This is a genomic window from Pseudomonas sessilinigenes (assembly GCF_003850565.1).
Lineage (GTDB): Bacteria > Pseudomonadota > Gammaproteobacteria > Pseudomonadales > Pseudomonadaceae > Aquipseudomonas > Aquipseudomonas sessilinigenes.
Genome location: NZ_CP027706.1, coordinates 2,329,149 through 2,355,751, shown reverse-complemented (window position 1 = coordinate 2,355,751; position 26,603 = coordinate 2,329,149). Strand labels below are relative to the sequence as shown.

Sequence of the window (26,603 nt, the reverse complement as noted above, 5' to 3'; positions counted from 1 at the left end):
TTGTATTTTTATCAGTCAAAGGGCGTAACTTGCAGACCACTGCTCAAGAATGGTTTGGTACGGCTTGATAAAGTGTTCTTCAACAAATTGCCCCTGCTCAATAGCTAGCCGACTGCGCTCTTCTCGATCATAAACAATGCGGGTCAACGAATAGTCCTGATTCTTCAGGCTTGGCTGATAGGACTTTCCTGCCGCGGAATTTGCATTGTAGATTTCAGGCCGATAGATCTTTTGAAAGGTATCCATTGTGCTGATGGTGCTGATAAGTTCGAGATTGGTGTAGTCATCAAGCAAATCGCCTGAAAAATAAAAGGCCAAAGGCGCAGCACTATTGGGCGGCATGAAATAGCGAACCTTCAAGCCCATCTTACTGAAGTATTCATCAGTCAAGGAATACTCATCCTGCTGATATTCAACACCCAATACAGGATGGTTATTTTCAGTCCGATGATAGGTCCTGCTACTCGAAACACTTAGGCATATAACCGGAGGCTTACTAAAGTGCTCCTTGTACTCGCTAGAATTCACAAAACACTTGAAGAGATTGCCATGCAAGTCACCAAAGTTCTCTGGAGTACTAAAGCCTGCCCGACCATTATTGTGCCCCAGCAACAGCACACTAAAATCGTAATCCCGCACATAAGACGAGAAGTTATTTCCAACAATACCCTCAATACGCACATTGGTCTTTCGATCAAGAATATTGGTTTTCAATATTTCAATCAGCGGCAGGGAGTCACCGCCACTTTCAACACCCAGTTTCATCTCAACTGAAATGATATCAAGCTCTACAGCGTAACGATCACCTTTGGGATTATCCCAATGTGCCAAGGCATTGAAACGGTTATCGATCATCCTCAGCGTATTGCGCAAATTTTCCTGGCGACTCTTGCCCCTGGCCAGGTTAGCGAAATTGGTAGTGATTCGCGTATTTTCGGAGGGCTGATAGTCCTCATCAAAACAAATACTTTTAATTGAGAATAAAAATTCGCTGCTCATTTCAATCCGGCACCCTGAGTCTTAAGAAAACCATAACTCATCAACTGAACCTTAACTTATTCCAATTGACCTTCTGGCCTTGCTTAATAATTCCTTGATAATCTTTGTAATGCTTAAAACTTGCATGTATTTTATGCAGACTCATTGATCGAGTGAAAATGAATTGATTTCAATCAATCTTTAGCCATCTTCATAATGTGTTCTGCAGCCAACTATAAAAGTTCCTGGCCCGCACATTGATTGAGTCGCCCCAACACCGAGCATCGCCATTGCGTTGGCAACCCCAGGGATCGGGATAAGCCGACAGCATCACCTGATGACGAGCTGGAAGGCTGGAGGATGCCGGCCGGGGGCAGCCTGCCTGTGCACGTTTGCCCAGGTCCATGCGATGCCCCAGGACCGCTACCTGAGCCCTGCCCTCTTCGAACCCTGCAACGGCACTCGCCTGGTGGCTTGGCCGGGCATAAAAAAGCCTGCGACAGGCGCAGGCTCGATCAGGGTTACAGCAGATATCGCTGAATCAGTGCCCTGGCCGCTTAGAAGTTCGCCGGGGTGTTGGCACTGATGATCTCGGCCTCATCCTGGCCAATATTGCGAAAGCTGTGGGGCAAGGTGGTGGGGAAGTAATAGCCATCCCCCGGATTGAGCACGCTCACCTGGCCATCCACCGTCAGCTCCACGGTGCCACGGATTACCAGGCCGCACTCCTCGCCTTCGCTATGCACGATTGGCTCCTCGCCGGAGCTGGCACCCGGGGCGTACTGCTCACGCAGAAAACGCATCTGCCGGTTGGCCAGGGGCGCGCCGACCATCAACAGGCGCAGGCCGTCACGACCCAGATCCGGCTGTTCGTTGGCACGGAATACGTATTGGTGCTCACGGGGCGGCTGGTCGAAGGTGAAGAAGTCGGCCAGGGACATGGGAATGCCCTCCAGCAGCTTTTTCAGGGAACTGACGGAGGGGCTGACGCGATTCTGTTCGATCAGGGAGATGGTGGCATTGGTAACGCCGCTACGCCGGGCCAGCTCGCGCTGGGAGAGGTTGTAGCTTTCGCGAACGAGTTTGAGTCGGGTGCCCGTGTCCATAACAGCCTTATGTGAGAGGAACTGGAGGGTATCGTGTGGCGGTTGGGTCGCGAAAATCGCGATCTGGCTGCCTCGGGAGCCGGAAAAGGCGGCTATTTAAACATGTTTGACGGCGGTGCTGTAAAGGCTGGCGACAAGGGGTTTGCGGGGATTTTACGGTGGTATTGCGGGCCCTGGGAGGTTCTGCGCCCGACCGCGAAGCGGGCGCCAAGCCTGTGGGCCCGTGGTGCCTGGCAAACCCTGTCATCGTTCATCGCGAGCAAGCTGCGCTCCTACATAGAACAGGAGCGCGGGCGTCCTTTCGGATTAGATACCAAAACGGTCACGCAGGGCGTAATAGGCAGCGCCCATGGCGGTCAGCGGCGCCTGGAAGGTGCGGCCGCCGATCATCGGCATGTGTGGCAGCGAGGCGAAGGCGTTGAAGCGCTCGGCATCGCCACGAATCATCTCGGCGATCAGCTTGCCGGCCAGGTGCGAGCAGGTCACGCCATGGCCGCTGTAGCCTTGCATGTAGTAGGCGTTCTTCTCGATCCGGCCAAATTGCGGCATGCGCGACATGGTCAGCAGGAAGTTGCCGGTCCAGCGGTAGTCGATCTTCACGTCCTTGAGCTGGGGGAAGGTCTTGAGGATCTTCGGCCGGATCAGTTGCTCGATGTCGTTGGGCTCGCGGGCACCGTAGACCACCCCGCCACCGTAGAGCAGGCGGTTGTCACCGGTGAGACGGAAGTAGTCCAGCAGGTAGTTGCAGTCTTCCACGCAATAGTTGTTGGTGATCAGGCTGCGGGCCAGTGGTTCCGGCAACTGCTCGGTGACGACGATCTGCGAACCGCAGGGCATGCTCTTGCGGGTCACCCGTGGGTCCAGGTCCTGCTGCAGGTAGGCGTTGCCGGCGATCAGCAGGTACTTGGCGCGGACCACGCCCTTGGCAGTGCGCACCACGTTGGGCTCGCCGTAGGTGATTTCCAGGGCCGCCGACTGCTCGAAGATCTTGCCGCCCAGGCCGACGATGGCATTGGCCTCGCCCAGGGCCAGGTTCAGCGGGTGGATATGCCCGCCCTGCATGTCCAGCAAGCCGCCGACGTAGTTGCGGGTACCGACTTCGTGGTCGATCTGCGCCTTGTCCAGCAGCTTGAGGTTGTGGTTGCCCAGCCGTTCCCAGTTACGCTTCTGCTCGGCCAGGCCCTTGAGCTGCTTGGGGTTCAGGGCGGCGAAGATGCCACCAGGACGGTAGTCGCACTGGATATCGTAGTGCTGGATGCGCTGGCGGATGATATCCGCGCCTTCGAAGATCATGCTGCCGAGCACCTCGGCGCTTTTTTCCCCGTAGCGCTCTTCGATCACATCCACATCGCGGCTGTAGGAGTTGACCAGTTGCCCGCCGTTGCGCCCGCTGGCGCCAAAGCCGACCTTGGCCGACTCGAGCACGGTGACGCTGTAGCCGGCCTCGGCCAGGAAGAGCGCCGAGGACAGGCCGGTATAGCCGGCGCCGATCACACAGACATCGCACTCCACCAACTGGTCGAGCTCGGGGTAATCGACGGTCCGGTTGCGGGTCGCCGCGTAATAGCTGTTCACGTAGGTTTGCATGTCATAGTTCCCCAGCAGGTGCGGCTCGACCGCCCTGCCGTTGTTATAGGTCTTAGAGCTTGATCCAGGTCGCCTTGAGCTCGGTGTACTTGTCGAAGGCATGCAGCGACTTGTCGCGGCCATTGCCCGACTGCTTGAAGCCACCGAACGGCGCGGTCATGTCGCCGCCGTCGTACTGGTTGACCCATACGCTGCCGGCGCGCAGGCCCCGGGCGAAGCGATGGGCGCGGCTGAGGTCGCGGGTCCATACGGCAGCGGCCAGGCCGAAGATGCTGTCGTTGGCGATCTGCAGCGCCTGTTCCTCGCTGTCGAACTCGATCACCGCCAGCACCGGGCCGAAGATCTCCTCGCGGGCGATGGTCATGGCGTTGGTCACACCGTCGAAGAGGGTCGGTTCGACATACAGGCCGCCGGTGCTTTCCAGGGTGCGCACGCCACCGGCCAACAGCCGCCCGCCCTGCTCCCGGCCGATGCCGATGTAACGCAGCACATTAGCCAGTTGGCGCTCATCCACCACGGCGCCGACGCGGCTGGCCGGGTCCAGCGCATGCCCGGGTTGCCAGGCCTTGAGCGCCTCCACCAGCAACGGCAGGAACTGCTCGCGGATCGACGCCTGCACCAGCAACCGCGAGCCGGCAGTACAGACTTCGCCCTGGTTGAAGGCGATCGCCGCAGCCGCCGCTCGGGCCGCTTCGCCCAGGTCCGGTGCATCGGCGAACACCACGTTGGCGCTCTTGCCACCAGCCTCCAGCCATACCCGCTTCATGTTGCTCTGGCCGGAGTACTGCAGCAGTTGCTTGCCCACCGCGGTGGAGCCGGTGAAGGCCAGCACGTCCACGTCCATGTGCAGGGCCAGGGCCTTGCCCACGGTGTGGCCGTAGCCCGGCAGGACGTTGAACACGCCCTTGGGAATGCCCGCGTCCAGGGCCAGCTGGGCGATGCGGATCGCGGTCAGCGGCGACTTTTCCGAAGGCTTGAGGATGAACGAGTTGCCCACCGCCAGGGCCGGGGCGAACTTCCAGCTGGCCATGATCAGCGGGAAATTCCACGGCACGATGGCCGCCACCACCCCCGAAGGCTCGCGGGTCACCAGGCCCAACTGGTCGTGGGGCGTGGCCGCCACTTCGTCGTAGAGCTTGTCGATGGCCTCGGCATTCCAGCGGATGGCATTGGCCGTGGCCGGGATGTCAATGGCCAGGGAATCGCTGATGGGCTTGCCCATGTCCAGGGTCTCAAGGAGCGCCAGTTCTTCCTGGTGCTCGAGGATCAGCTCGGCAAAGCGGATCAGGATGCGCTTGCGCTCGGCCGGGGCCTTGCCCGACCACACGCCGCTGGCGAAGGCCTGGCGCGCCACGGCCACGGCATGATCGGCATCGGCCTGGTCGGTACTGGCGACATTGGCCAGGAAGCGCCCGTCCACCGGGCTCAGGCATTCGAAAGTGGCGCCGCCCTGGGCAGCGCAGTACTGGCCGTCGATGAAGGCGCGACCTTCCAGGGTGAGGGATTGGAAGCGCTGCTCCCAATCGCTGCGGGATCTAGTCATGGCGAATACTCAACGCGCGAAGACACACGGCCGTCAGACCGTGTGCAGGTACCAGTTGTATTCCAGGTCGGAGATGGAGTTCTCGAACTCCGCCAGCTCGCTTTCCTTGCAAGCCACGAACACGTCGATGTACATCGGGTCGATGTACTTGGCCATCACCTCGCTGTCGTCCAGCACGCGCAGGGCGTCGCGCAGGTTGCTCGGCAAGCTAGGCTCGCTCTGCTCGTAGGCGTTGCCCTCCATGGCCGGGCCGGGTTCGATCTGGTTGGTCAGGCCGTGGTGGATGCCCGACAGCACCGAGGCCATCAGCAGGTAGGGGTTGGCGTCGGCACCGGCCACCCGGTGTTCGATGCGCACCGCGTCCGGCGAACCGGTAGGCACGCGCACGGCCACGGTGCGGTTGTCGATGCCCCAGGTCGGCGAGTTCGGCACGTAGAACTGGGCGCCGAAACGGCGGTAGGAGTTGACGTTGGGACACAGGAAGGCCATCTGCTCCGGCAGGGTATCCAGTACGCCGCCGATGGCATGGCGCAGGGCCGTATTGGTCTCGGGATCTTCGCTGGCGAAGATGTTGTTGCCCTGCTTGTCGAGGATCGAGATGTGCACGTGCAGGCCGTTGCCCGCCTGGCCCGGGTAAGGCTTGGCCATGAAGGTGGTGTCCATCTCATGGTCGTAGGCGATGTTCTTCACCAGGCGCTTGAGCAGCACCGCGTAGTCGCAGGCCTTGATCGGGTCGGACACATGGTGCAGGTTGACCTCGAACTGCGCCGGGGCGCTTTCCTTGACGATGGCATCAGCGGGGATGCCCTGCTCTTTCGCGCCTTCGAGGATGTCCTGCAGGCAGTCGACGTATTCGTCCAGATCGTCGATCAGGTAGACCTGGGTCGATTGCGGGCGCTTGCCGGAGATCGGCGAACGCGGCGATTGCGGCCGGCCGTTCACGTTGTCCTGGTCGATCAGGTAGAACTCCAGCTCGAAGGCGGCGCAGATGGTCAGGCCCAGTTCGTCGAACTTGCTCACCACCTGGCGCAACACTTCGCGCGGGTCGGCGAAGAACGGCTGGCCCTCGATCTCGTGCATGGTCATCAGCAACTGCGCGGTGGGGCGCTTCTGCCAGGGCTCGACGCTCAGGGTGCCGGGGATCGGGTAGCAGATGCGGTCGGCGTCGCCGATGTCCAGGCCCAGGCCGGTGCTTTCCACCGTGGAGCCGTTGATATCCAGGGCAAACAGCGAGGCCGGCAGGTTGATGCCCTTCTCATAGACCTTGTGCAGGGCGGTACGCTCGATGCGCTTGCCGCGCACCACACCGTTCATGTCCGCAATCAGCAGATCGACGTAGAGAACCTCGGGATGTTTTTTCAGGAAGGCATTGGCTTCATTGAGCTGAATGGCACGCGGGGGGACCGACATGATGCACCTATCGTGTTAATTATTATGTTCACTGCGGTGACGCACCAGCAGTCAATCCGAAAGAAAAACCGAAGTCAATAGCCCTGCAGGGTGCCGATTCGTTAATTATTTTTCCCCATTAAAACCAAATAAGCCTCAACATCTGCGTCACCCAAGGCTTTCAGATGAAATGCGTTTAGAATTTTTTACATGGAAGTTGTTAATTAAAATCAACGAGGATAAGCTCTGGAAAAACTCGTTCCAGCGTGAATTTCGAGGTGATAAAAATGGCATTCAAGCCATTGATCGGCGTTACTGCGTGCGTCAAAGAGATCGGTCTGCATCCCTACCACGTCAGCGGCGACAAGTACTTGCGTGCGGTCAGCGTCGCGGCCGAGGGCCTGCCCCTGGTCATTCCTTCCCTGGCGGACCTGGTCGATATCCAGGATCTGCTGCACAACCTGGACGGGCTGCTGTTCACCGGCTCGCCATCCAATGTCGAACCCTTCCACTATCAGGGCCCGCCCAGCGAACCGGGTACCGCCCATGATCCGCAACGCGATGCCACCACCCTGCCCCTGCTGCGCGCGGCCGTCGCCGCCGGCGTGCCGGTGCTCGGTATCTGCCGCGGCTTCCAGGAAATGAACGTGGCCTTCGGTGGCAGCCTGCACCAGAAGGTCCACGAGTTGCCGGGCTTTCTCGATCACCGCGAAGCCGACGATCCGCGCATCGAAGTGCAGTACGCCCCGGCGCACCCGGTGGCGATCCAGCCCGGTGGGGTCTTCGCGGCCATGGGCCTGGATGGCGAGATCCAGGTCAACTCGATCCACAGCCAAGGCATCGATCGCCTGGCCCCGGGCCTGCGGGTCGAGGCCGTGGCGCCAGATGGCCTGATCGAGGCGGTATCGGTGGAACACAGCAAGGCCTTCGCCTTCGGCGTGCAGTGGCACCCGGAATGGCAGGTGCTGTCGAACCCGGCCTACCTGCGGATCTTCCAGGCCTTTGGCGACGCCTGCCGGCAACGAGCCGCGCAGCGCCGCTGACCCCTGGCAACGGGCCGTCGAGGCGGCCCTGAAGATTTCCATACGTATCAACACGCCCTGCCCCACGGCGAGCGCGCCTGTGTGCGCCCGACATTCGGCGTGAGCGACAAACGGCAAGACCACAACAACAAATAGCGTCAGGCCGCCAGGGAGGCGGCGCCGAATCAGCCCGCCCCCCCGGGCTGGCAATCAACCTTTAGGCCGGGCCGAATTGGCCGGGCTGCTGACATCTGTTGGGAGTTTCACATGGCAAACGCCTCCAGCACTTACCGGAAGGCCCTCGAAGGCAACCCGAGCCCGCAGAAGGTTCTGGTGAAGATCGACCGCGTGACCAAGAAGTTCGACGAAACCGTAGCCGTGGACGATGTGTCCCTGGAGATCCACCAGGGTGAGATCTTCGCCCTGCTGGGCGGTTCCGGCTCCGGCAAGTCCACCCTGCTGCGCATGCTCGCCGGGTTCGAGCGGCCCACCGAGGGACGCATCTTGCTGGATGGCGTGGACATCACCGACATGCCGCCCTACGAACGACCGATCAACATGATGTTCCAGTCCTATGCCTTGTTCCCCCACATGACCGTGGCCCAGAACATCGCCTTCGGCCTCAAGCAGGACCGTTTGCCGGCAGACGAGATCGACGCCCGGGTCGGCGAGATGCTCAAGCTGGTGCACATGACCCAGTACGCCAAGCGCAAGCCGCACCAATTGTCCGGTGGCCAGCGCCAGCGCGTGGCCCTGGCCCGTTCCCTGGCCAAGCGGCCGAAGCTGCTGCTGCTCGACGAGCCCATGGGCGCCCTGGACAAGAAGCTGCGCTCGCAGATGCAGCTGGAACTGGTGGAGATCATCGAGCGCGTGGGGGTGACCTGCGTGATGGTGACCCACGACCAGGAAGAGGCCATGACCATGGCCCAGCGCATCGCCATCATGCACCTGGGCTGGATCGCCCAGACCGGCAGCCCGGTGGACATCTACGAGGCCCCGGTGAGCCGCCTGGTGTGCGAGTTCATCGGCAACGTCAACGCCTTCGAAGGCACCGTCACCGAAGACCTGGAAGGCTACGCCATCATCGACTGCCCGGACCTGGCGCAGCAGATCTACGTCGGCCATGGGGTCAGTACCTCGGTCCAGGACAAGTCGGTGACCTACGCCATCCGCCCGGAGAAGATGCTGGTCACCACCCTCAAGCCGGAGTCGCGCTACAACTGGTCCCGGGGCAAGGTCCACGACATCGCCTACCTGGGCGGCCACTCGGTGTTCTACGTCGAGCTGCCCGGCGGCAAGATCGTCCAGTCGTTCATGGCCAACGCCGAGCGCCGTGGCGCCCGGCCGACCTGGGATGACGAGGTCTACGTCTGGTGGGAAGACGACAGCGGCGTGGTACTGCGCGCATGAGGACCTCGACCATGACCCTGGACCGCAAACTGCTGCGCATGTTGCCCTCTGGCCGCAAGCTGGTGATCGGCATCCCCTTCCTCTGGCTGTTCCTGTTCTTCATGCTGCCGTTCTTCCTGGTGATGAAGATCAGCTTCTCCGAAGCGGCCCTGGCGATCCCGCCCTACACCGAGATCTATGCCTACGCCGAACAGAAGTTCCAGCTGCTGTTGAACCTGGGCAACTACGCCATGCTCGCCGGCGACGAGCTGTACCTCTCGGCCTACCTGGGCTCGCTGAAGGTGGCGCTGATCAGCACCCTGCTGTGCCTGGCGGTGGGGTTCCCCATGGCCTACGCCATCTCCCGGGCCAGCAAGGAAACCCAGAACGTGCTGGTGCTGCTGATCATGATGCCGACCTGGACCGCGATCCTGATCCGCGTCTATGCCTGGATGGGCATCCTCAGCAACAACGGCCTGCTCAACAGCTTCCTGCTGTGGACCGGGCTGATCAGCCAGCCGCTGGAGATCCTCAACACCAACCTCGCGGTGTACATCGGCGTGGTCTACGCCTACCTGCCGTTCATGGTGCTGCCGCTGTACGCCAACCTGGTCAAGCATGACCAGAGCCTGCTGGAAGCCGCCGCCGACCTGGGTTCGAGCAACTTCAACAGCTTCTGGAAGATCACCGTGCCCCTGGCCAAGAACGGCATCATCGCCGGTTGCATGCTGGTGTTCATCCCGGTGGTGGGCGAGTTCGTGATCCCCGAACTGCTGGGCGGCCCGGAAACCCTGATGATCGGCCGCGTGCTGTGGCAGGAGTTCTTCAACAACCGTGACTGGCCGGTGGCCTCGGCCCTGGCGGTGGTGATGCTGGCGATCCTGATCGTGCCGATCCTGCTGTTCAACCGTAGCCAGGCCAAAGAGATGGAGGGACGGGCATGAAACGCTTCGAATTTTCCAAACTGATGCTGGTGCTCGGCTTGTCGTTCATCTACCTGCCGATGCTGATCCTGGTGATCTACTCGTTCAACGCCTCCAAGCTGGTGACGGTCTGGGGCGGCTGGTCGGTGAAGTGGTACGTGGGCCTGCTGGACAACCAGCAACTGATGGGCTCGGTGCTGCGCTCCCTGGAAATTGCCTGCTATACCGCCATTGCTGCGGTGGCCCTGGGTACCCTGGCGGCCTTCGTGCTGACCCGGGTCACCCGCTTCAAGGGGCGCACCCTGTTCGGCGGCCTGGTCACCGCGCCGCTGGTGATGCCCGAGGTGATCACCGGCCTGTCGCTGTTGCTGCTGTTCGTGGCCATGGCGCAATTGATCGGCTGGCCCATGGAGCGTGGGATCGCCACCATCTGGATCGCCCACACGACATTCTGCGCAGCGTACGTAGCCGTGGTAGTCTCCGCGCGCCTGCGTGAACTGGACCTGTCCATCGAAGAAGCGGCCATGGACTTGGGAGCGCGGCCCTTCAAGGTGTTCTTCCTGATTACCATCCCGATGATCGCCCCCTCCCTGGCGGCGGGCGGCATGATGTCCTTCGCCCTGTCGCTGGACGACCTGGTGCTGGCCAGCTTCGTGTCCGGCCCGGGCTCCACCACCTTGCCGATGGAGGTCTTCTCGGCGGTGCGCCTGGGGGTCAAGCCGGAGATCAACGCGGTGGCCAGCCTGATTTTGCTGGCGGTATCGCTGGTGACCTTCCTGGTCTGGTACTTCGGCCGACGCGCCGAGGAAGCCCGCAAGCGGGCGATCCAGGAGGCCATGGAGTTCACAGCCAACGAAGCGTGGAACCCCACACCCGCCAGGCCCCAGGCCAAGCGGGAGCCGGCAACGGCTTGAACCCTTGTGTGACAAGGCCGCCCAGGCGGCCGTTTTGACAATAAGAATGGAGTTGTCGTGATGAAAATGCCTGGCAGGATATTGTCCGCCAAACTGCTGCTGACACTGTCCCTGACCGGTGCCCTGGTCGCCGGCGCCCAAGCTGGCGACAAAGTGCTGCGCGTCTATAACTGGTCGGACTACATCGCCCCGGACACCCTGAAGAAGTTCGAGGCCGAGACCGGCATCCACGTGACCTACGACGTCTTCGACAGCAACGAGACCCTGGAGGCGCGACTGCTGACCGGCAAGTCGGGCTACGACATCGTAGTACCGTCCAACAGCTTCCTGGCCAAGCAGATCAAGGCCGGGGTCTACCAGGAACTGGACAAGTCCAAGCTGCCCAACTGGCAGAACCTCAACCCGGTGCTGCTCAAGAATGCCTCCGCCAGCGACCCGGGCAATGCCCATGCCTTCCCCTACATGTGGGGTTCGATCGGCATCGGCTACAACCCGGACAAGGTCAAGGCGGCCCTGGGCAGCGACGCACCGGTCAACTCCTGGGACCTGCTGTTCAAGCCCGAGAATGCCGAGAAGCTCAAGGCCTGCGGCATCAGCTTCCTCGACTCGCCCACCGAGATGCTCCCGGCCGCCCTGCACTACCTGGGCTACCCGGCAGCCAGCAAGGACAAGGCGCAGATCCTCGAGGCCGAGGCGCTGTTCATGAAGATCCGCCCGTCGGTGACCTACTTCCATTCCTCCAAGTACATCTCGGACCTGGCCAACGGCAACATCTGCGTGGCCGTGGGTTACTCCGGCGACGTGCTGCAGGCTCGCTCGCGCGCCGAAGAAGCGGGCAACAAGGAGAAAGTCGCGTTCAGCATTCCCAAGGAAGGCGCCGGCAGTTTCTACGACATGATGGCGATTCCCAAGGACGCCACCAACGTCGACAACGCCTACCTGTTCATGAACTTCCTGATGCGCGCGGACATCATCGCCGAGGTCACCAACAGCCTGGGCTACAGCAACGCCAATGCCGCCGCCACGCCGCTGGTGGACGAGGCGATCCGCAACGATCCGGCCTCCTACCCGCCCCAGGACGTGCTGGCCACCCTGTATGCGGTGCCCGACCAGCCGATCCCGATCCAGCGCGTGATGAACCGCGGCTGGACCCGGATCAAGCTGGGCAAGTGATGTTCCGGCGCCCGTGCTCCCGCCGGCGCCCTCCCTCTTCCGTTCACGTCGCGCCTTACCACCGCGACACTCCTGCGAACGGCTTCACCCGGCTCCCTCGGTTGGGGTGAATCCTTGGCGCCTGCGGGCGCCTTTTTTCAAGGTGCCTGCCACCTTCTGCGCATAGCTACTGCCCACCTGGTGGACGCAATGGTCGCCTCGTGTAGCCGCTGCCGCAGGCTGCGTACGGGCGCACAGCGGCCGCCGGGACTTGACGGCGCTGAAGGTCCTTCGGACCTTGTCGCAACCTCGCAAGCTCGGCAGCGGCCACAGCACAATGGTATTTTTGCCGCGCGCCAGCAGGTGCCGCCATTTCTTACAGGGAACCGTATCGATGCACGCCACCGTCCAACCTTGCCCAGTGCCCAGCCCATCCAGCATCGCCAACCTGGCCGTCGGGGCGAGCTTCGTCGATTGCCGCCAGGTGCTGGCCAACGATCCCGAACGCAGCGCCATGCGCCACCTGCTGTTGCTGATGAGCCAGACCCCGGCCTGGATCGACCGGATGATGGCCCTGCGTAATCGCGTGGTGCAGCTGTTCGGCCTCAAGGACCTGGGCCGCCTGACCCGCATCGATCTGGCGCGGGCCGATGAGGACTACCAGCCGGACCAGCGGGTCGGCATCTTCACCCTAGTGTCCCAGGCGCCCGACGAAGTACTGGTGGTGGACCGCGACAAGCACCTGGACGTGTACCTGTCCCTGAATCGCCTGCCCCTGAACGACGATGGGCAACGCCCGGTGGTGCTGTCCACCGTGGTGCACCCGCACAACCTCCTGGGACGCCTGTACATGTTGCCGGTGGCGCCCTTCCACCGGATCATCGCGCCCATGACCCTGGCCAATATCAACCGTCATTGAGCCGCGACACCCAAGTCCTTTGGGGGCCATGGCCGCCATCAGGCAGGGGTTTTCCCCAGCAAGCCTGCAAAAATTCCTGCCGATTGACGTTTTTCGCCGTCTATCTGCCGCTTTCAGCCTTGCCGGCCGGCCCAGTCTCTACGATTCTGTAGAAACCCACCTTGGGGCGGCCGGCGCCGCCCCCTGCAGAACCACCGGAGCGCCCCAATGAAGAGCGTCGCAGAACTGCTGAAACTCAAGGCCAAGCACCACCAGCAAGTGCACACCATCGCCCCGCAGCAGATGGTGCTGGAAGCCCTGATGCTGATGGCCGAGAAAAACGTCGGCGCCTTGCCGGTCCTGGAAAACGGCGCAGTGGTCGGCGTCATCAGCGAACGCGACTATGCGCGCAAGCTGGTGCTGCACGGCCGCTCCTCGGTGGGCACGCCGGTGAGCGCCATCATGAGCTCGCCGGTGATCACCGTAGACTCGCACCAGAATGTCGAGACCTGCATGAGCATCATGACCGACAACCACCTGCGCCACCTGCCCGTGGTGGAGAACGGCCAGTTGCTGGGCCTGCTGTCCATCGGCGACCTGGTCAAGGAGGCGATCGCCGAACAGGCCGACCTGATCCGCCAGCTGGAGCAATACATCCGCGGCGAGTGATGCCCCTGGGGAGCCGGTCCACGGCTCCTTTTTAACACTCTGAAATAGTAAATCCGCACCAGCCCTCTCCTCCCTGCGGGCGCCCCAAGCGCCTGGACCAGGGCCCTGCAACCGCGCAATGACGTAATGGGGCGCCTCGAAGCGACCCATGAAGCGCCACTGCGTCGCCAATTTAAGAAACGACTAGCCGCCGGGTCTTGTTACCATTGCGCACATTTGCGTGAAGCTTTAATGACAGGCAGGTTATTTGTGAAGTTGATCCGTCGTTGCCTACAACACCCCCTTGCACCCCTGTGCACCCTCTTCGGCCTGTTGCTGCTGGTCCCCATGGGGGCTCGCCTGGCCCTGGGCTGGTCCACCCCGCTGGGTTATGTCTCCGACCTGGCCAGTGCCAGCCTGTTGACCGTCCTGCTGTATCGCCGCCCCTGGTGGCTGGCGTTGCCCGTGCTGCTGATCTGGGCCCTGCTGACCCAGGTCAGCGCCGAACTGGTCAGCGCCGTGGGCCGCATGCCCAACCTCGCCGACCTGCATTACCTGGTGGACCCGCAATTCGTCGAGAACTCCACGGGCGGCGGCCTGACCCATCCCGAGCTGGGCCTGGCGCTGCTGCTGGGGCTGGCGCTGTGGCTGCTGGTGCAACGCAGCAGCCGCGCCGTGGCGTTGCCAGCCCTGCCACGCTATAGCTGGAGCTTGCCGGTGGTGCTGTTGCTGGCCCATGGCAGTACCCAGTACTTCAAGCCCAGCGAGGCCGACCAGTGGCAGCTATTCAACCTGCCGCACCAGGCGCTGGCCACCGCCGTGGGCCAGGCGCAAATCCGCGTGGAAGACTGGCTCGACGGCGATATCGCCGACGTACCACCGCAAATGGCCGGCCTCACTCGCCTGGACCTGGAGGGCCAGCCACTGCTGCCCAGCGCCGGACGCGCCCGCAATGTCCTGGTGATCGCCCTGGAGGGCATTCCCGGTGCCTACATCAAGACCAACCGCGAGGCCCTGCACAGCCGCTACCAGGAAGACCTGATGCCCAAGCTCAGTGCCTGGGCCGAGCGCGGGATGAACACTCCCGACTACGTGCTGCACAGCCACCAGACCATCCGCGGGCTGTACGCCATGCTCTGCGGCGACTACGACAAGCTCGACAACGGCACCCCAAAGGGCGTGGAGATGCTGACCCAGAGCCAGCGCAACAAGGCCTGCCTGCCCGCGCAGATGCACAAGTTCGGCTTCGACACCCATTACCTGCAAGGCGCCGGCCTGCGCTTCATGGCCAAAGACAAGATCATGCCGCACATCGGCTTCGATGCGACCCATGGCCTGGAATGGTTCAGCAACGCCAACTACCTGGAATTCCCCTGGGGCAAGGATGACAAGGCCTTCTTCGAGGGCGCCCTGGGCTATGTCGAGCAACTGAAGAAAAACCAGAAACCCTGGATGCTCACCCTGCTGACCGTCGGTACCCACCAGCCCTACTCGGCCCCCGAGGACTACCTGGAGCGCTACGACACGCCCAAGCAGGCGGCAGTCGGCTACCTGGACGATGCCATCGGCCAGTTTCTCGAAGGCCTGGAGCGCAAGGGCGTGCTCAAGGACACCCTGGTGATCATCACCTCCGACGAATCCCACGGCATCGACGGCGTACGCCTGGCCTCGTCCTGGGGCTTCAACCTGATGCTGGCCCCGGAACAGCAACTGTTGCCGCACATCAAGTCCGGTACCTACGGTCATGTGGACTTCAGTGCCTCGGTACTGGACTACTTCGGCCTGCCCGTACCGGCCAGCCTCAGCGGTCGCTCGCTGTTTCGCGACTATGCCCAGGGCCGGGAAATCATGTCCTATACCAACGGCAAGCTGCGCTACCACGATGGCCAGGGCACCTTCACCGAGTGCGATTTCCAGCAGCGCTGCCGCAACTACGCCAGCCCCGGCTTCATCGCCGACAGCGCCAGCTTCCTGACCCAATACGGCGGCCAGCGGGCCCGGCTGGTCAGCGCCCGGGCCACGAACCTGGACCGCAGCCTGTTGCAATCGCCGCTGAACCAGCACTACCAGTTCGGTAGCCCGGCGATCATTCCGCTGCAAGCGCAGATCAAGGACGACTGGGCCGACAACCTGATCGGCGCCCAGTACCTGGAGATGCCCAAGGGCTCGCAGACCCGGGTGCGCTTCACCGTACGCTCGGCCGACCCGCAGCAGAACGCCTACATCCTGCTCAAGGGCAAGGAACTGGAGCAGGACGTTCCCCTGGGCCTGCCGGAAGAAATGCTGGTGACCCCGGACCAGCCCCTGCAGATGGATTTCAGCTTCGACAACCCACAGACCCGCAAGGCCTTCTCCTTCCACTTGCTGGGCTACGGCCTGGGCGCCGTCGAAGTCAGCGACTTCAGCGTGATCACCGAAGTGCCCGGCCAGGAAGACAGCAGCGCGGACATGCCCCTGGACGACGACAGCGAACACTCCAGTTGACCCCTGGCCGGACCTGCCACGCCCTGCGGCAGGTCCCCAGCCCCCCCGCCCCAGGTTTACCGCCCTGTCAGCACACGCTGGCGCAACAGCGGCTTTGCGGCTATTTCTACCAGGCCTGCCTGAACGAGCCCCGAGCATGAACCCACCTGCCGCCACATCCTCCCTGGAACCACTGGCCACCGTCATGGACGCCCAGCCGTTCATGGTCCTCACCGGGGCGGGCATCAGTACCCCCTCGGGCATCCCCGACTATCGCGACAGCGAAGGCGTGCGCCGTGGGCGACAACCGATGATGTACCAGGAGTTTCTCAACCAGGGCGAAGCCCGCCGGCGCTATTGGGCCCGGGCCATGCTCGGCTGGCCGCGCATCCGCCAGGCGCGACCGAACGCTGCGCACCTGGCGCTGGCGCAATTGCAGGCCGCAGGGCGGATCGCTGGAGTGATCACCCAGAACGTCGACACCCTGCACGACCAGGCCGGCAGCCCCGGGGTCATCGAGCTCCATGGCAGCCTGCACTGGGTGCGCTGCCTGGACTGTGGCCAGCGCAGCGAGCGCGATGCCATCCAGCAGCAGTTGGAGACGCAAAACCCGTACCTGGCCGGCGTCGACGCGGTGCAGGCGCCCGATGGCGATACCCTGCTGGACCCGGCTTTCGAGGCACGCTTCCAGGTGCCCCATTGCCCCCACTGCCAGGGCACGCGGCTCAAGCCCGACGTGGTGTTTTTCGGCGAGAACGTGGCCCAGGCTACGGCAGCCCAAGCCTGGAGCGCGGTACACGAAGCTGGCGGCCTGCTGGTGGTGGGATCGTCGCTGATGGCCTATTCGGCCTTTCGCCTGTGTCGCGCCGTGGTCGAGCAAGGCAAGCCGCTGCTGGCCATCAATTTCGGCAAGACCCGCGCCGATGCCTTGCTGGACCTCAAGCTGGAGCAGCCCTGCGACCAGGTCCTGCCCTGGCTGGCCGAGCGCCTGAAAGGCTGAGTCAAACGGGCAAGCGCTCGCCGAGCCTGGCCTCGCGCAGGATGTCGAACAGGGCCTGGGCCGCCGTGGACAGCTCATCCCCCGGCTTGGTCAGCACACCGATGGCCCGCTCCACCACCGGTTCGCCCAGGGTGATGCAGTGCCCGCCCAACTCCCGCATCTGCCCGGCACACAAGGCCGGCACCGCACTCACCCCCAGGCCACTGGCAACCATGCGCCCCACCGTCGCCAACTGGTGACTCTCGAACTCCACCGGCAATTGCACGCCCCGGGCCCGCAGGTGTTCCTCAAGCATGACCCGCACCGTGGACGGGCGCTGCAGAGTGATGAAGGGTTCCTGCAACAGCGTCTGCCAGTCGATTTCATGACGCCCGGCCAGCGGCGAGTCCCTGGGCACCACGGCGACGAAACGATCGATGTACAGCGGGGTGAACACCAGCGAAGTGTTGTCCTGCGGCTCGAAGGCTACCCCCAACTCGACCTCGCGATCGCGGACCATCTCCAGCACCTGCTCGTTGATCACATCGTCGACCGTGACGTTGACCTGCGGGTAGCGAGCGCGAAATTGCTTGAGAATCGGTGGCAACAGGTTGCCGGCAAAGGAAGGCATGGCCGCCAGGGTCACCCGCCCGCGCTGCAGGGTAAAGCGCTGGCGCATTTCATCCTCGGCGTTATCCCAGTCAGCGATCAGGCGCCGGGCCAGGGGCAACAGCGCCTCGCCCTCGGGCGTCAGGGCGACGTTGCGCGTGTTACGCGTAAACAGGCGTCCGCCCAGGCCCTCTTCCAGGGCCTTGATCGTCAGGCTCAGGGCCGACTGCGACAGGTGCAGGCGCTCGCAGGCCAGGGCGAAACTCATGCTGTGGGCCACCGCCAGGAAGGCCCGAATCTGTTTGACCGTCATCCATCATCCTCAGGAGGCGCAGCGACAGGCCACAAGCTATAAGCTTGCAGCTTGCAGCTTGCAGCTTGCAGCTTGCAGCTTGCAGCTTGCAGCTTGCAGCTTGCAGCTTGCAGCTTGCAGCTTGCAGCTTGCAGCTTGCAGCTCATTATGCTGTTTTTCAAATCAATCAACCTTAAAAATCAACTTAACAAATCAATCCCATGGCGCAACACTGATTCCACCAACGGCTGGCCAGCCGCCAACGAACAAGAAAGAGGATGGTGCATATGGCAGGTTTCGATAAGCGCGTGGCGTCCTACGAGGAAGCCCTGGAAGGTCTGCAAGATGGCATGACCGTGATCGCCGGTGGCTTCGGCCTGTGCGGCATTCCCGAGAACCTGATCGCCGAGATCAAGCGTCGCGGTACCCGCGACCTGACCGTGGTATCCAACAACTGCGGCGTCGACGGCTTTGGCCTGGGCGTGCTGCTCGAAGACCGCCAGATCAGCAAGGTGGTGGCCTCCTACGTCGGCGAGAACGCCCTGTTCGAGCAGCAGCTGCTCAGCGGCGAGATCGAAGTGGCGCTGACGCCCCAGGGCACCCTGGCGGAGAAGATGCGCGCAGGCGGGGCCGGCATCCCGGCCTTCTTCACCGCCACCGGCGTCGGTACTCCCGTGGCCGAAGGCAAGGAAACCCGCGAGTTCAACGGCCGCACCTACCTGATGGAAGAGTCCATCACCGGCGACTTCGCCATCGTCAAGGGCTGGAAGGCCGACCATTTCGGCAACGTGATCTATCGCCATACCGCGCAGAACTTCAATCCCCTGGCGGCCACCGCCGGCAAGATCACCGTGGTCGAGGTGGAAGAAATCGTCGAGCCGGGCGAACTGGACCCAGCGCATATCCATACCCCGGGCATCTATGTCGACCGAGTCATCTGCGGCACCTTCGAGAAGCGCATCGAACAGCGCACCGTGCGCAAGTGATCGCCCTTCCCCAGCCCGACTAAAAGGACAATAAACATGGCTCTTACCCGCGAACAAATGGCTCAGCGCGTCGCCCGCGAATTGCAGGACGGCTACTACGTGAACCTGGGCATCGGTATCCCGACCCTGGTGGCCAACTACATCCCCGACGGCATGGAAGTCATGCTGCAATCGGAAAACGGCCTCCTGGGCATGGGCGCCTTCCCCACCGAGGACCAGATCGACGCCGACATGATCAACGCCGGCAAGCAGACCGTGACCGCACGCATCGGCGCTTCGATCTTCTCCTCCGCCGAGTCCTTCGCGATGATCCGCGGCGGCCACATCGACCTCACGGTGCTCGGTGCCTTCGAAGTGGATGTACAAGGCAACATCGCCTCGTGGATGATCCCCGGCAAGCTGGTCAAGGGCATGGGCGGCGCCATGGACCTGGTGGCCGGTGCCGACAACATCATCGTCACCATGACCCACGCCTCCAAGGACGGCGAGTCCAAGCTGCTCAGCCGCTGCAGCCTGCCGCTGACCGGTGCGCAGTGCATCAAGCGCGTACTCACCGACCTGGCCTACCTTGAAATCGAGGACGGCGCCTTCATCCTCAAGGAACGCGCCCCCGGGGTCAGCGTCGAGGAAATCGTCAGCAAGACCGCCGGCAAGTTGATCGTGCCGGACCATGTTCCCGAAATGCAGTTCTCCTGAGGAGCCCATCATGCAAGACGTCGTAATCGTTGCCGCTACCCGTACCGCCGTAGGCAGCTTCCAGGGTTCGCTCGCGGCCATTCCCGCCGTCGACCTGGGCGCCGCGGTGATCCGCCAACTGCTGGCCCAGACCGGCATCGACCCGGCCCAGGTCGACGAAGTCATCATGGGCCAGGTACTCACCGCCGGCGCCGGGCAGAACCCCGCCCGCCAGGCCGCGATCAAGGCCGGCCTGCCCCACGCCGTGCCCGCCATGACCCTGAACAAGGTCTGCGGCTCCGGCCTCAAGGCCCTGCACCTGGGCGCCCAGGCCATCCGCTGCGGCGATGCCGAAGTGATCATCGCCGGCGGCCAGGAAAACATGAGCCTGGCCAACTACGTCCTGCCCGGCGCCCGCACCGGCCTGCGCATGGGCCACAGCCAGATGATCGACAGCATGATCAGCGACGGCCTGTGGGATGCCTTCAACGACTACCACATGGGCATCACCGCCGAGAACCTGGTGGACAAGTACGGCATCAGCCGTGAAGCCCAGGACGCCTTCGCCGCCGCCTCCCAGCAAAAAGCCGCGGCCGCCATCGAGGCCGGGCGCTTCGTCGACGAGATCACGCCGATTCTGATCCCCCAGCGCAAGGGCGACCCCGTGGCCTTCGCCACCGATGAGCAACCCCGGGCCGGCACCACCGCCGAAGCCCTGGGCAAGCTCAAGCCGGCGTTCAAGAAAGACGGCAGCGTCACCGCCGGCAATGCCTCTTCGCTCAACGACGGCGCCGCCGCGGTGATCCTCATGAGCGCCAGCAAGGCCCGTGCCCTGGGCCTGCCGGTACTGGCGAAAGTGGCCGCCTACGCCAACGCCGGGGTCGACCCGGCGATCATGGGCATCGGCCCGGTCGCGGCCACCCGCCGCTGCCTGGAGAAAGCCGGCTGGACCCTGGGCCAACTGGACCTGATCGAAGCCAACGAAGCCTTCGCCGCGCAATCGCTGGCGGTGGGCAAGGAGCTGGAATGGGACCCGGCCAAGGTCAACGTCAATGGCGGTGCGATCGCCATCGGCCACCCGATCGGCGCCTCGGGCTGCCGGGTGCTGGTGACCCTGCTGCATGAAATGCTCAAGCGCGATGCCAAGAAAGGCCTGGCCACCTTGTGCATCGGCGGCGGCCAGGGCGTGGCCCTGGCCATCGAGCGCTAAGACCTCTCCTGCGGGCCACCCTGGTGGCCCGCACCACCACGAGCATCGGCAAGCCGGCGGACCCACGACATCCACCGGCCTGCCTGCCCTCCCGGTGCTCACGCACCGGGATCCCCTCTCCCCTAGCGCCCTTCCACCAGGTCCTTGAGTTGCCCGGCCAGGCGCGTCGCTTGCTGACGCAACGACTGGCAAAACCCTTCGACGAAACTCGACGAGGGCCGATAATCCGGACGCACCAGCATCACCTTGTAAGGCACCGACAGTTGCAACGGCCTGATCGCCAACCCTCGCCCCGCCTCCTCCATGGCACTCAACGGATTGATGATCGCCACCCCCAGCTGCTGGCGCACCATGGCGCACACCGAGGCGGCATTGGTGGTCTCGACCACCACCCGGCGATCGACCCCGGCCTGGCGAAAATGCTCGTCCAGGCTCTGGCGGTAGATATCCAGGCCCGAGAGGTTGATGAAGTTCTGCCCGCCAAAGTCCGCCACCGACAGCCGCGCCTTGGCCAGCAACGGATGGGCCTCGGGCAGGATGCAGACCATGTCGGCACAGAACAGCAACTCGCCGTGGGTACCCCGGGGCAGATGCTCGCTTTCGGTCAGGCCCAGGTCATGGCGCTGGGCGCTGAGGGACTCCTCCAGCAGCGGCGATTCCTGGGCGCTGATGCTCAGGCCGATGCCCGGATGCCGGGCCTGGAAGTCCTTGCACACTGGGGGCAGCAGGGTCTGGGAAAACAGCGGCAGGCAGCAAAGGCTCAGCTGGCCGTGCTCGAAGCGGCGGATCGAGCGCGCCACGCTGTTGATCCGCTCCAGGCCGACATAGGCCCGCTCCACTTCCTCCAGCAACAGCAGGGCCTGGGCTGTGGGCAGCAGGCGCCCGCCTTCGCGATCGAACAGGCGCAGGCCGGAAAGACTTTCCAGGCGCGCCAGCTCGCGGCTCACCGTGGGCTGCGAGGTAAACAGCAGGCGCGCGGCGCCCGTCACGCTACCGGCCTGCATGATGGCGCGGAACACTTCGATGTGCCGTAGGGAGATATCCATGACGGTAGGGCTCGTTGAATCGATCGATCCATATCAGAACTGAATCAGGTGACAAAGAATAGATATTTTCTTGAATGACCAGCAAGCGGCATGCTGCTCACACTTTCATCGACCACAGATTGCATTCGCCATGGCCATTCCCTTCTCCCCCGCCCAACTCGCCGCTGTCGCCCGCCAATACGGCACCCCGCTGTGGTGCTACGACGCCGCCACCCTCCAGGCGCGTATCGCCCAACTGCAAGCCTTCGACGTGGTGCGCTACGCCCAGAAGGCTTCGTCCAATCTGCACCTGCTGCGCCTGATCCGCGAAGCCGGGGTGCGGGTCGATGCGGTCTCCCTGGGTGAGATCGAGCGGGCCCTGCTGGCCGGTTTCAGCCCGGCCAACGGCGGGATCGTCTTCACCTGCGACCTGTTCGACGAGGCCACTCTCAAGCGTGTGGTGGAACTGCAAGTAGAGGTCAATGCCGGCTCCATCGACATGCTCCGCCAGTTGGGCGAACAGTCCCCCGGGCATCGTGTCTGGTTGCGGATCAATCCCGGGTTCGGCCATGGCCACAGCCGCAAGACCAACACCGGCGGGGAAAACAGCAAGCACGGTATCTGGCACGACCAGGTGGGTGAGGCCCTGGCGGTGATCCGCCAGCACAACCTGCACCTGGTGGGCCTGCACATGCACATTGGTTCCGGGGTCGACTACGACCACCTGGAACAGGTGGGCGCGGCCATGGTCGCGGCGGTCAAGTCCCTGGACCACGACATCGAGGCCTTCTCCATCGGCGGCGGCCTGTCCACCCCTTACCGCGACGGCGACACCCCGGTGGACGTGCAACGCTACGCCAACGCCTGGAAAGTCGCCCGCGAGGAAATCGAGGCCTACCTGGGCCACGGCGTGCACATGGAAATCGAACCCGGGCGCTTCCTGGTGGCCGAGGCCGGTTGCCTGGTCAGCGAGGTACGGGTGGTCAAGGATGCCGGCCAGCATCACTTCGTGCTGGTGGACACTGGCTTCAACGACCTGATGCGCCCTGCCATGTACGGCGCCTACCACGGCATGAGCCTGCTGGACGCCAATGGCCAAGCGGTCCAACGCCCGCAACGACCGACCGTGGTCGGCGGCCCGCTGTGCGAGTCCGGCGATATCTTCACCCAGGACGACGAGTGCCTGACCCCGCGCCTGCTGCCCCAGGCCCAGGTCGGCGACCTGCTGGTACTGCACGACACCGGGGCCTACGGCGCCAGCATGTCTTCGAACTACAACAGCCGGACCCTGCTGCCTGAGGTGCTGTTCGAAAACGGCCAACCGCGCCTGATCCGCCGGCGCCAGCCGCTGGCCGACCTGCTGGCACTGGAACTGGGGCTGTAACTGGACCTGTCACTGGGATTGGATCCCCTGTAGGAGCCGCCGGTCGATGCTCGTTAGCGGTAGCGGGTGTCTACCGGATAAACCCGGCGCTCTGAATTCTATCGCGGGCGAGCCAAGCGCCTACAGTTCCATTAACTGATCGGCATTAACCTACCAAGGCGCCAGTTGCAGTCGTTCCGGCCGGTCGTTCATGGCGTCGTCCTGCTTGCGGGTCACCAGGGGTGCACCATCGGCACCGTAGAACTGCACCTGCATTTCGGCGCTGCCCGGCTGTAGGTCGATCCGTGCAAAGTTATCGGCCTGGGTGAAGGCCCAGGTGCGGTAATGCATGGTCTCGCCGCCCGCCAGGGCAAAGCCGTCGGGCGTGGCTGGCGCCTGGGAGTCGTGCACATAGCCGGCCGGATCACCATCGGCGAAGGGAAAGGGCCAGTAGAACGCCGATGAGGTCACCGCGTAGGCCACCAAGTCCTTGCCCGCCCCACTGAACTGCAACCGGGAAATGTTCGAACAGTGGATATCTCCGGACAGGAACACCACGTTCTGCACCTGGTACTTGAGCAGGGTGTCCAGCACCGCACGGCGAGTGCTGGGAAATGCTGCCCAGGCATCGCTGTCGTTCTTGTGGCGCAGCGCATCGCTGTCGCTGCCCAGGGTATCCACGCCGTTGGGCACGAAGACGCTGGAGGTGACGATGAACTTCGGCTGGTTGCCTCGATCCGCCTGCATGTGCCGCAGCCACGCACACAGGCGATCGAGCTGGCCGGGCTCGCTGCGATGCAGTGATGGCCGGCCCAGCAGGTGGTTGTCCTCCAGGGCATCCGGGACGTCGTCGAGGAAGCGCTGGGTGCGGGTATCGAGGACAAAAAACGGATAGTCGACACAGGAAAAGTCATAGAACAGCTGGTTGGTCTGCAACTGCTGCAAGTACAGGTCGTCGCCCGACATGCCGCGCCCGTGCACGTAGCTGTCGGCAAAGCGCGGGCCATGGCTCCACTGGTAGCTCATGTAGGCGCCCATGGCCAGGTTGAACAGCAGGCGCTTGCCGCGATCCTTGCGAATGCGGTCCTGGGTCCAGTTATCCTCGATTTCGTGATCGTCGAGGATCATGTAGGTCGGCAGGCGCGCCAGCAACTGGCGGATGTTCGGCGAACCGAAGGCTGTGTGGTAGCGCTCCTCGAACTCCTCGAACGTATCGGCCAGGCCTATCGGCACCAGGCGGTTGAGCAGGTCGGCATAAATCTGGTCGCCAACCATCAGCACCAATTGCGCATCGTCATGATCGGCCAGCATCGGGGCGAAGATCGCATCGGCGTTCTTGCGCTTCCACAGCAACCCCGGATAACGACACGAACCCAGCAGGAAACTCAGTGGCGCCGGCTTCGCGGGTGCGCTGGCCTGGGTGGTGAACTCGGCCTCGACGTACTTCTTGTCCACCCCACTGCGGTTCAGGTCATTGGCCCAGGCCCCGGGTGCCGGCAGGCGCTGCACCACCGACTCACTGGACACCGCATCATCGTTGCTGCCCGCATCATCGACGTTGAGCGAGGCCATGCGTACCCGGTAGCGCGTCGCCGGGCTCAGCAGGAACGGCTTGAGCTGCTTGCGCTCGGTTTCGTTGCGCCACAGGCTCAGGTCGACACCGAGGTTGAAGGTGCCGGTGCGGTGGAACTCGCGGCGCAGGCGGAAATAGAAGATGTCCTGGGCGGCGACCTTGCCATTGCTGCCCACCACACCAATGACGCCGATGGTGCGGATGTCCTCGGCCACGCCCTTCTCGTCCAGGGCATCGGAGCCGGCGATCCACAGGCGACAGGACGTATCGGTGGTGTGCCCGACGATCGGGCCTAACGAAGGGGTACGCAGGCTGCTCACGATGACCGGCTCCTTGGCAGGGTGTGCCAGCCAAGCTTAGTCCGGGCGCGGTGCCCGGCAAGCCTCGAACGACGCCTCCGGTCGGCGCGCCACCAGGGCCACCAACAAGGCCAGCAGGACCAGCACCGCCGCCACGCCGAAGGTCACCCGCATGCCCTGCACAGCGGCTGCGGCCTGCTCCAGCGCACCGCCCCGGGAAGCCCGGGCGAACACCGCACCCATGGCGGCCGCGCCGCTGATCAACCCGAGATTGCGCGACAGACTCAGGAGTCCGGCCGCCAGCCCGCGCTGCGCAGCCGGTACGTCGAGCAGCAGCAAACTATTATTGGCCGCCTGGAACAGCGCATAACCGGCGGTGACCAAGGTGATCGGCAGCAGGTACCCGGTCAGTCCCAGGCGCACCGGCAGCAGTACCAGCAAACCCAGGCCCAGCAACATGCCGAACAAGCCAACCTGGCAGGGCAACTGCGGGCCATGGCGATCCACCAGGCGTCCGGCCGGCACCCCGACCATGGCCGCCACCAGGGGCCCCAGGGACAATCCCAGGCCCACCCAGACAGTTGGCAGCGCCAACCCGCGGGAAAGATAGAACGGCCCTACCACCAGGGTGCTCATGATCACCGTGGACACCAACAGGCTGGTCAGCAGGCTGGCGCGCAGTGGTCGGCGCTGTAGCAGGGCCGGCTGGAACAGCGGGGCCCGGGCCCGGCGCTCGACCCACAGCAAGGCACCCATCGCGACCACGGCCACCAGCAGCAACCCCAGGTTCAAAGGCGCCAGCAGGTTGCGGCCCAGGGTCAGGGCCAAGGCATAGGCCCCCAGTCCCAAGGCCAGGAGCAACGTTCCGGGCACGTCGAAACCATCGCTCGCGGTCGAACGGCGATCCTCCGGCAGGCAGCGCCAGGCCAGCACCAGGGCAACCAGGCCCAGGGGCAGATTGACCAGGAACATCCAGCGCCAACCGACGCTGGCCAGCAACCACCCGCCCAGCGCAGGCCCCAGGGTGGTCCCCAGGGCCGATAGTGTGCCCAGCAGCCCCATGGCGCTACCGGTGCGCCCCTTGGGCAAGACATCGCCCACCAGCGCCAGGGTTTGCGCCAGCATCGCCGCCGCCCCCGCCCCCTGCACCGCCCGGGCCGCCAGCAAGCCATGCAGGCCAGGGGCCAGGCCACAGCCCAGCGATCCCAGGCAGAACAGCATGATCCCGCCCAACAGTACCCGCCGCCGTCCCAGCAGGTCACCCAGGCGTCCGGCACTGGCGATCAGGACGGTGATCGTCAACAAGTAGGCCAGCACCACCCATTGCACCTGCTGGAAGGAGGCATCGAACGCCTGGGCCAGCTGCGGCAAGCCGGCATTGGCGATACTGGTATCCAGGGAGGGCATCAGCATCGCCAACGCCAGGCTGGCCAGGGCCCAGCGCGCCCGGGAGGCAAGAGGTTCCAGGCGCGGGGCGACTTCGAGGGTGGACATGCAGCGACTCCTGCGTGGTGATCGGTCTCCTAGCCTGGGCTGGCTGCAAGGGCGGCGGAAGGCGCGGCAGGTGCAGTGAATAGCTG

At 63.6% G+C, this 26,603-nt stretch carries 22 protein-coding genes; 13 read left to right on the top strand and 9 right to left on the bottom strand.

What is annotated here, in order from left to right:
• Window positions 1–15 precede the first annotated feature (15 nt).
• The 5 genes from C4K39_RS11045 to C4K39_RS11025 all read right to left on the bottom strand — a co-directional run bounded on the left by C4K39_RS11045 (window position 16) and on the right by C4K39_RS11025 (window position 6,624).
• On the bottom strand, window positions 16–999 hold the full coding sequence (locus C4K39_RS11045; RefSeq protein WP_124346348.1) for a DUF1852 domain-containing protein: 984 nt from the start codon (window positions 997–999) through the stop codon (window positions 16–18).
• Between the two features lie 536 nt (window positions 1,000–1,535).
• Window positions 1,536–2,084 carry a cupin domain-containing protein gene (locus tag C4K39_RS11040; protein ID WP_068587148.1) on the bottom strand — a complete coding sequence of 183 codons (549 nt, stop codon included), beginning with the start codon at window positions 2,082–2,084 and terminating at the stop codon, window positions 1,536–1,538.
• A 306-nt stretch (window positions 2,085–2,390) separates the two neighbouring features.
• Window positions 2,391–3,671 (bottom strand): NAD(P)/FAD-dependent oxidoreductase, encoded by a 1,281-nt coding sequence (locus C4K39_RS11035; RefSeq protein ID WP_124346347.1) that lies wholly within the window; start codon window positions 3,669–3,671, stop codon window positions 2,391–2,393.
• 52 nt (window positions 3,672–3,723) lie between these two features.
• Window positions 3,724–5,214 (bottom strand): aldehyde dehydrogenase, encoded by a 1,491-nt coding sequence (locus C4K39_RS11030; protein ID WP_124346346.1) that lies wholly within the window; start codon window positions 5,212–5,214, stop codon window positions 3,724–3,726.
• 33 nt (window positions 5,215–5,247) lie between these two features.
• Entirely contained in the window at window positions 5,248–6,624 is a 1,377-nt protein-coding gene (locus C4K39_RS11025; protein WP_124346345.1) for a glutamine synthetase family protein, read from the bottom strand.
• 266 nt (window positions 6,625–6,890) lie between these two features.
• Between C4K39_RS11025 and C4K39_RS11020 the strand changes: the two genes are divergently transcribed.
• From C4K39_RS11020 to C4K39_RS10980, 9 genes are all read left to right on the top strand, one after another.
• Entirely contained in the window at window positions 6,891–7,646 is a 756-nt protein-coding gene (locus C4K39_RS11020) for a gamma-glutamyl-gamma-aminobutyrate hydrolase family protein (RefSeq protein ID WP_053136438.1), read from the top strand.
• Window positions 7,647–7,892: 246 nt separating this feature from the next.
• Window positions 7,893–9,035 carry a polyamine ABC transporter ATP-binding protein gene (gene potA, locus C4K39_RS11015; RefSeq protein ID WP_068595531.1) on the top strand — a complete coding sequence of 381 codons (1,143 nt, stop codon included), beginning with the start codon at window positions 7,893–7,895 and terminating at the stop codon, window positions 9,033–9,035.
• Window positions 9,036–9,076: 41 nt separating this feature from the next.
• A complete protein-coding gene (locus C4K39_RS11010) occupies window positions 9,077–9,958 on the top strand; it encodes an ABC transporter permease subunit (protein ID WP_164487352.1) in 882 nt (293 codons plus the stop codon).
• The gene (locus C4K39_RS11005) at window positions 9,955–10,851 is read left to right on the top strand and encodes an ABC transporter permease subunit (protein ID WP_068587157.1); all 897 of its coding nucleotides are present in this window, start codon (window positions 9,955–9,957) and stop codon (window positions 10,849–10,851) included. The genes C4K39_RS11010 and C4K39_RS11005 overlap by 4 nt, the downstream gene beginning before the upstream one ends.
• Before the next feature lie 60 nt (window positions 10,852–10,911).
• Window positions 10,912–12,024: a polyamine ABC transporter substrate-binding protein gene (locus C4K39_RS11000; protein WP_068587158.1), complete on the top strand. Its 1,113-nt coding sequence runs from the start codon at window positions 10,912–10,914 to the stop codon at window positions 12,022–12,024.
• 373 nt (window positions 12,025–12,397) lie between these two features.
• A complete protein-coding gene (locus C4K39_RS10995) occupies window positions 12,398–12,922 on the top strand; it encodes a DUF2867 domain-containing protein (protein ID WP_068587159.1) in 525 nt (174 codons plus the stop codon).
• A gap of 207 nt (window positions 12,923–13,129) precedes the next feature.
• Entirely contained in the window at window positions 13,130–13,570 is a 441-nt protein-coding gene (locus C4K39_RS10990; protein WP_022641043.1) for a CBS domain-containing protein, read from the top strand.
• Window positions 13,571–13,801: 231 nt separating this feature from the next.
• Window positions 13,802–16,033: an LTA synthase family protein gene (locus C4K39_RS10985; protein WP_164487275.1), complete on the top strand. Its 2,232-nt coding sequence runs from the start codon at window positions 13,802–13,804 to the stop codon at window positions 16,031–16,033.
• A gap of 136 nt (window positions 16,034–16,169) precedes the next feature.
• Entirely contained in the window at window positions 16,170–17,012 is an 843-nt protein-coding gene (locus tag C4K39_RS10980) for an NAD-dependent protein deacetylase (RefSeq protein WP_068587734.1), read from the top strand.
• A gap of 1 nt (window position 17,013) precedes the next feature.
• Here the strand turns inward: C4K39_RS10980 and C4K39_RS10975 are convergent, their stop codons facing one another.
• The gene (locus C4K39_RS10975; RefSeq protein ID WP_124346343.1) at window positions 17,014–17,913 is read right to left on the bottom strand and encodes a LysR family transcriptional regulator; all 900 of its coding nucleotides are present in this window, start codon (window positions 17,911–17,913) and stop codon (window positions 17,014–17,016) included.
• 266 nt (window positions 17,914–18,179) lie between these two features.
• Between C4K39_RS10975 and C4K39_RS10965 the strand changes: the two genes are divergently transcribed.
• The 3 genes from C4K39_RS10965 to C4K39_RS10955 are packed head-to-tail and all read left to right on the top strand — an operon-like array spanning window position 18,180 to window position 20,763.
• Window positions 18,180–18,878: a CoA transferase subunit A gene (locus tag C4K39_RS10965; protein ID WP_124346341.1), complete on the top strand. Its 699-nt coding sequence runs from the start codon at window positions 18,180–18,182 to the stop codon at window positions 18,876–18,878.
• Window positions 18,879–18,914: 36 nt separating this feature from the next.
• Window positions 18,915–19,574 carry a CoA transferase subunit B gene (locus C4K39_RS10960; RefSeq protein ID WP_068587730.1) on the top strand — a complete coding sequence of 220 codons (660 nt, stop codon included), beginning with the start codon at window positions 18,915–18,917 and terminating at the stop codon, window positions 19,572–19,574.
• 10 nt (window positions 19,575–19,584) lie between these two features.
• Window positions 19,585–20,763 carry an acetyl-CoA C-acetyltransferase gene (locus tag C4K39_RS10955; RefSeq protein WP_124346340.1) on the top strand — a complete coding sequence of 393 codons (1,179 nt, stop codon included), beginning with the start codon at window positions 19,585–19,587 and terminating at the stop codon, window positions 20,761–20,763.
• A 122-nt stretch (window positions 20,764–20,885) separates the two neighbouring features.
• Here C4K39_RS10955 and C4K39_RS10950 read toward each other — a convergent pair whose 3' ends face one another.
• Window positions 20,886–21,809 (bottom strand): LysR family transcriptional regulator, encoded by a 924-nt coding sequence (locus C4K39_RS10950; protein ID WP_124346339.1) that lies wholly within the window; start codon window positions 21,807–21,809, stop codon window positions 20,886–20,888.
• A 130-nt stretch (window positions 21,810–21,939) separates the two neighbouring features.
• Between C4K39_RS10950 and lysA the strand changes: the two genes are divergently transcribed.
• Window positions 21,940–23,172, top strand: a complete 1,233-nt coding sequence (gene lysA, locus C4K39_RS10945; protein WP_068589156.1) for a diaminopimelate decarboxylase — start codon at window positions 21,940–21,942, stop codon at window positions 23,170–23,172.
• A gap of 150 nt (window positions 23,173–23,322) precedes the next feature.
• On the opposite strand, the gene C4K39_RS10940 is transcribed toward lysA, so the two are convergent.
• Together C4K39_RS10940 and C4K39_RS10935 are read right to left on the bottom strand one after the other, a co-directional pair.
• A complete protein-coding gene (locus C4K39_RS10940) occupies window positions 23,323–25,044 on the bottom strand; it encodes an alkaline phosphatase D family protein (RefSeq protein WP_068589159.1) in 1,722 nt (573 codons plus the stop codon).
• Between the two features lie 36 nt (window positions 25,045–25,080).
• Window positions 25,081–26,517 (bottom strand): MFS transporter, encoded by a 1,437-nt coding sequence (locus C4K39_RS10935; protein ID WP_124346338.1) that lies wholly within the window; start codon window positions 26,515–26,517, stop codon window positions 25,081–25,083.
• Between the last annotated feature and the right edge of the window lie 86 nt (window positions 26,518–26,603).

Excerpts from the sequence above, each read along its gene's own strand:
- C4K39_RS11045 (WP_124346348.1), bottom strand. The coding sequence starts at position 999 with ATGAGCAGCGAATTTTTATTCTCAATTAAAAGTATTTGTTTTGATGAG.
- C4K39_RS11040 (WP_068587148.1), bottom strand. The coding sequence starts at position 2,084 with ATGGACACGGGCACCCGACTCAAACTCGTTCGCGAAAGCTACAACCTC.
- C4K39_RS11035 (WP_124346347.1), bottom strand. The coding sequence starts at position 3,671 with ATGCAAACCTACGTGAACAGCTATTACGCGGCGACCCGCAACCGGACC.
- C4K39_RS11030 (WP_124346346.1), bottom strand. The coding sequence starts at position 5,214 with ATGACTAGATCCCGCAGCGATTGGGAGCAGCGCTTCCAATCCCTCACC.
- C4K39_RS11025 (WP_124346345.1), bottom strand. The coding sequence starts at position 6,624 with ATGTCGGTCCCCCCGCGTGCCATTCAGCTCAATGAAGCCAATGCCTTC.
- C4K39_RS11020 (WP_053136438.1), top strand. The coding sequence starts at position 6,891 with ATGGCATTCAAGCCATTGATCGGCGTTACTGCGTGCGTCAAAGAGATC.
- potA (WP_068595531.1), top strand. The coding sequence starts at position 7,893 with ATGGCAAACGCCTCCAGCACTTACCGGAAGGCCCTCGAAGGCAACCCG.
- C4K39_RS11005 (WP_068587157.1), top strand. The coding sequence starts at position 9,955 with ATGAAACGCTTCGAATTTTCCAAACTGATGCTGGTGCTCGGCTTGTCG.
- C4K39_RS11000 (WP_068587158.1), top strand. The coding sequence starts at position 10,912 with ATGAAAATGCCTGGCAGGATATTGTCCGCCAAACTGCTGCTGACACTG.
- C4K39_RS10995 (WP_068587159.1), top strand. The coding sequence starts at position 12,398 with ATGCACGCCACCGTCCAACCTTGCCCAGTGCCCAGCCCATCCAGCATC.
- C4K39_RS10990 (WP_022641043.1), top strand. The coding sequence starts at position 13,130 with ATGAAGAGCGTCGCAGAACTGCTGAAACTCAAGGCCAAGCACCACCAG.
- C4K39_RS10985 (WP_164487275.1), top strand. The coding sequence starts at position 13,802 with ATGACAGGCAGGTTATTTGTGAAGTTGATCCGTCGTTGCCTACAACAC.
- C4K39_RS10980 (WP_068587734.1), top strand. The coding sequence starts at position 16,170 with ATGAACCCACCTGCCGCCACATCCTCCCTGGAACCACTGGCCACCGTC.
- C4K39_RS10975 (WP_124346343.1), bottom strand. The coding sequence starts at position 17,913 with ATGACGGTCAAACAGATTCGGGCCTTCCTGGCGGTGGCCCACAGCATG.
- C4K39_RS10965 (WP_124346341.1), top strand. The coding sequence starts at position 18,180 with ATGGCAGGTTTCGATAAGCGCGTGGCGTCCTACGAGGAAGCCCTGGAA.
- C4K39_RS10960 (WP_068587730.1), top strand. The coding sequence starts at position 18,915 with ATGGCTCTTACCCGCGAACAAATGGCTCAGCGCGTCGCCCGCGAATTG.
- C4K39_RS10955 (WP_124346340.1), top strand. The coding sequence starts at position 19,585 with ATGCAAGACGTCGTAATCGTTGCCGCTACCCGTACCGCCGTAGGCAGC.
- C4K39_RS10950 (WP_124346339.1), bottom strand. The coding sequence starts at position 21,809 with ATGGATATCTCCCTACGGCACATCGAAGTGTTCCGCGCCATCATGCAG.
- lysA (WP_068589156.1), top strand. The coding sequence starts at position 21,940 with ATGGCCATTCCCTTCTCCCCCGCCCAACTCGCCGCTGTCGCCCGCCAA.
- C4K39_RS10935 (WP_124346338.1), bottom strand. The coding sequence starts at position 26,517 with ATGTCCACCCTCGAAGTCGCCCCGCGCCTGGAACCTCTTGCCTCCCGG.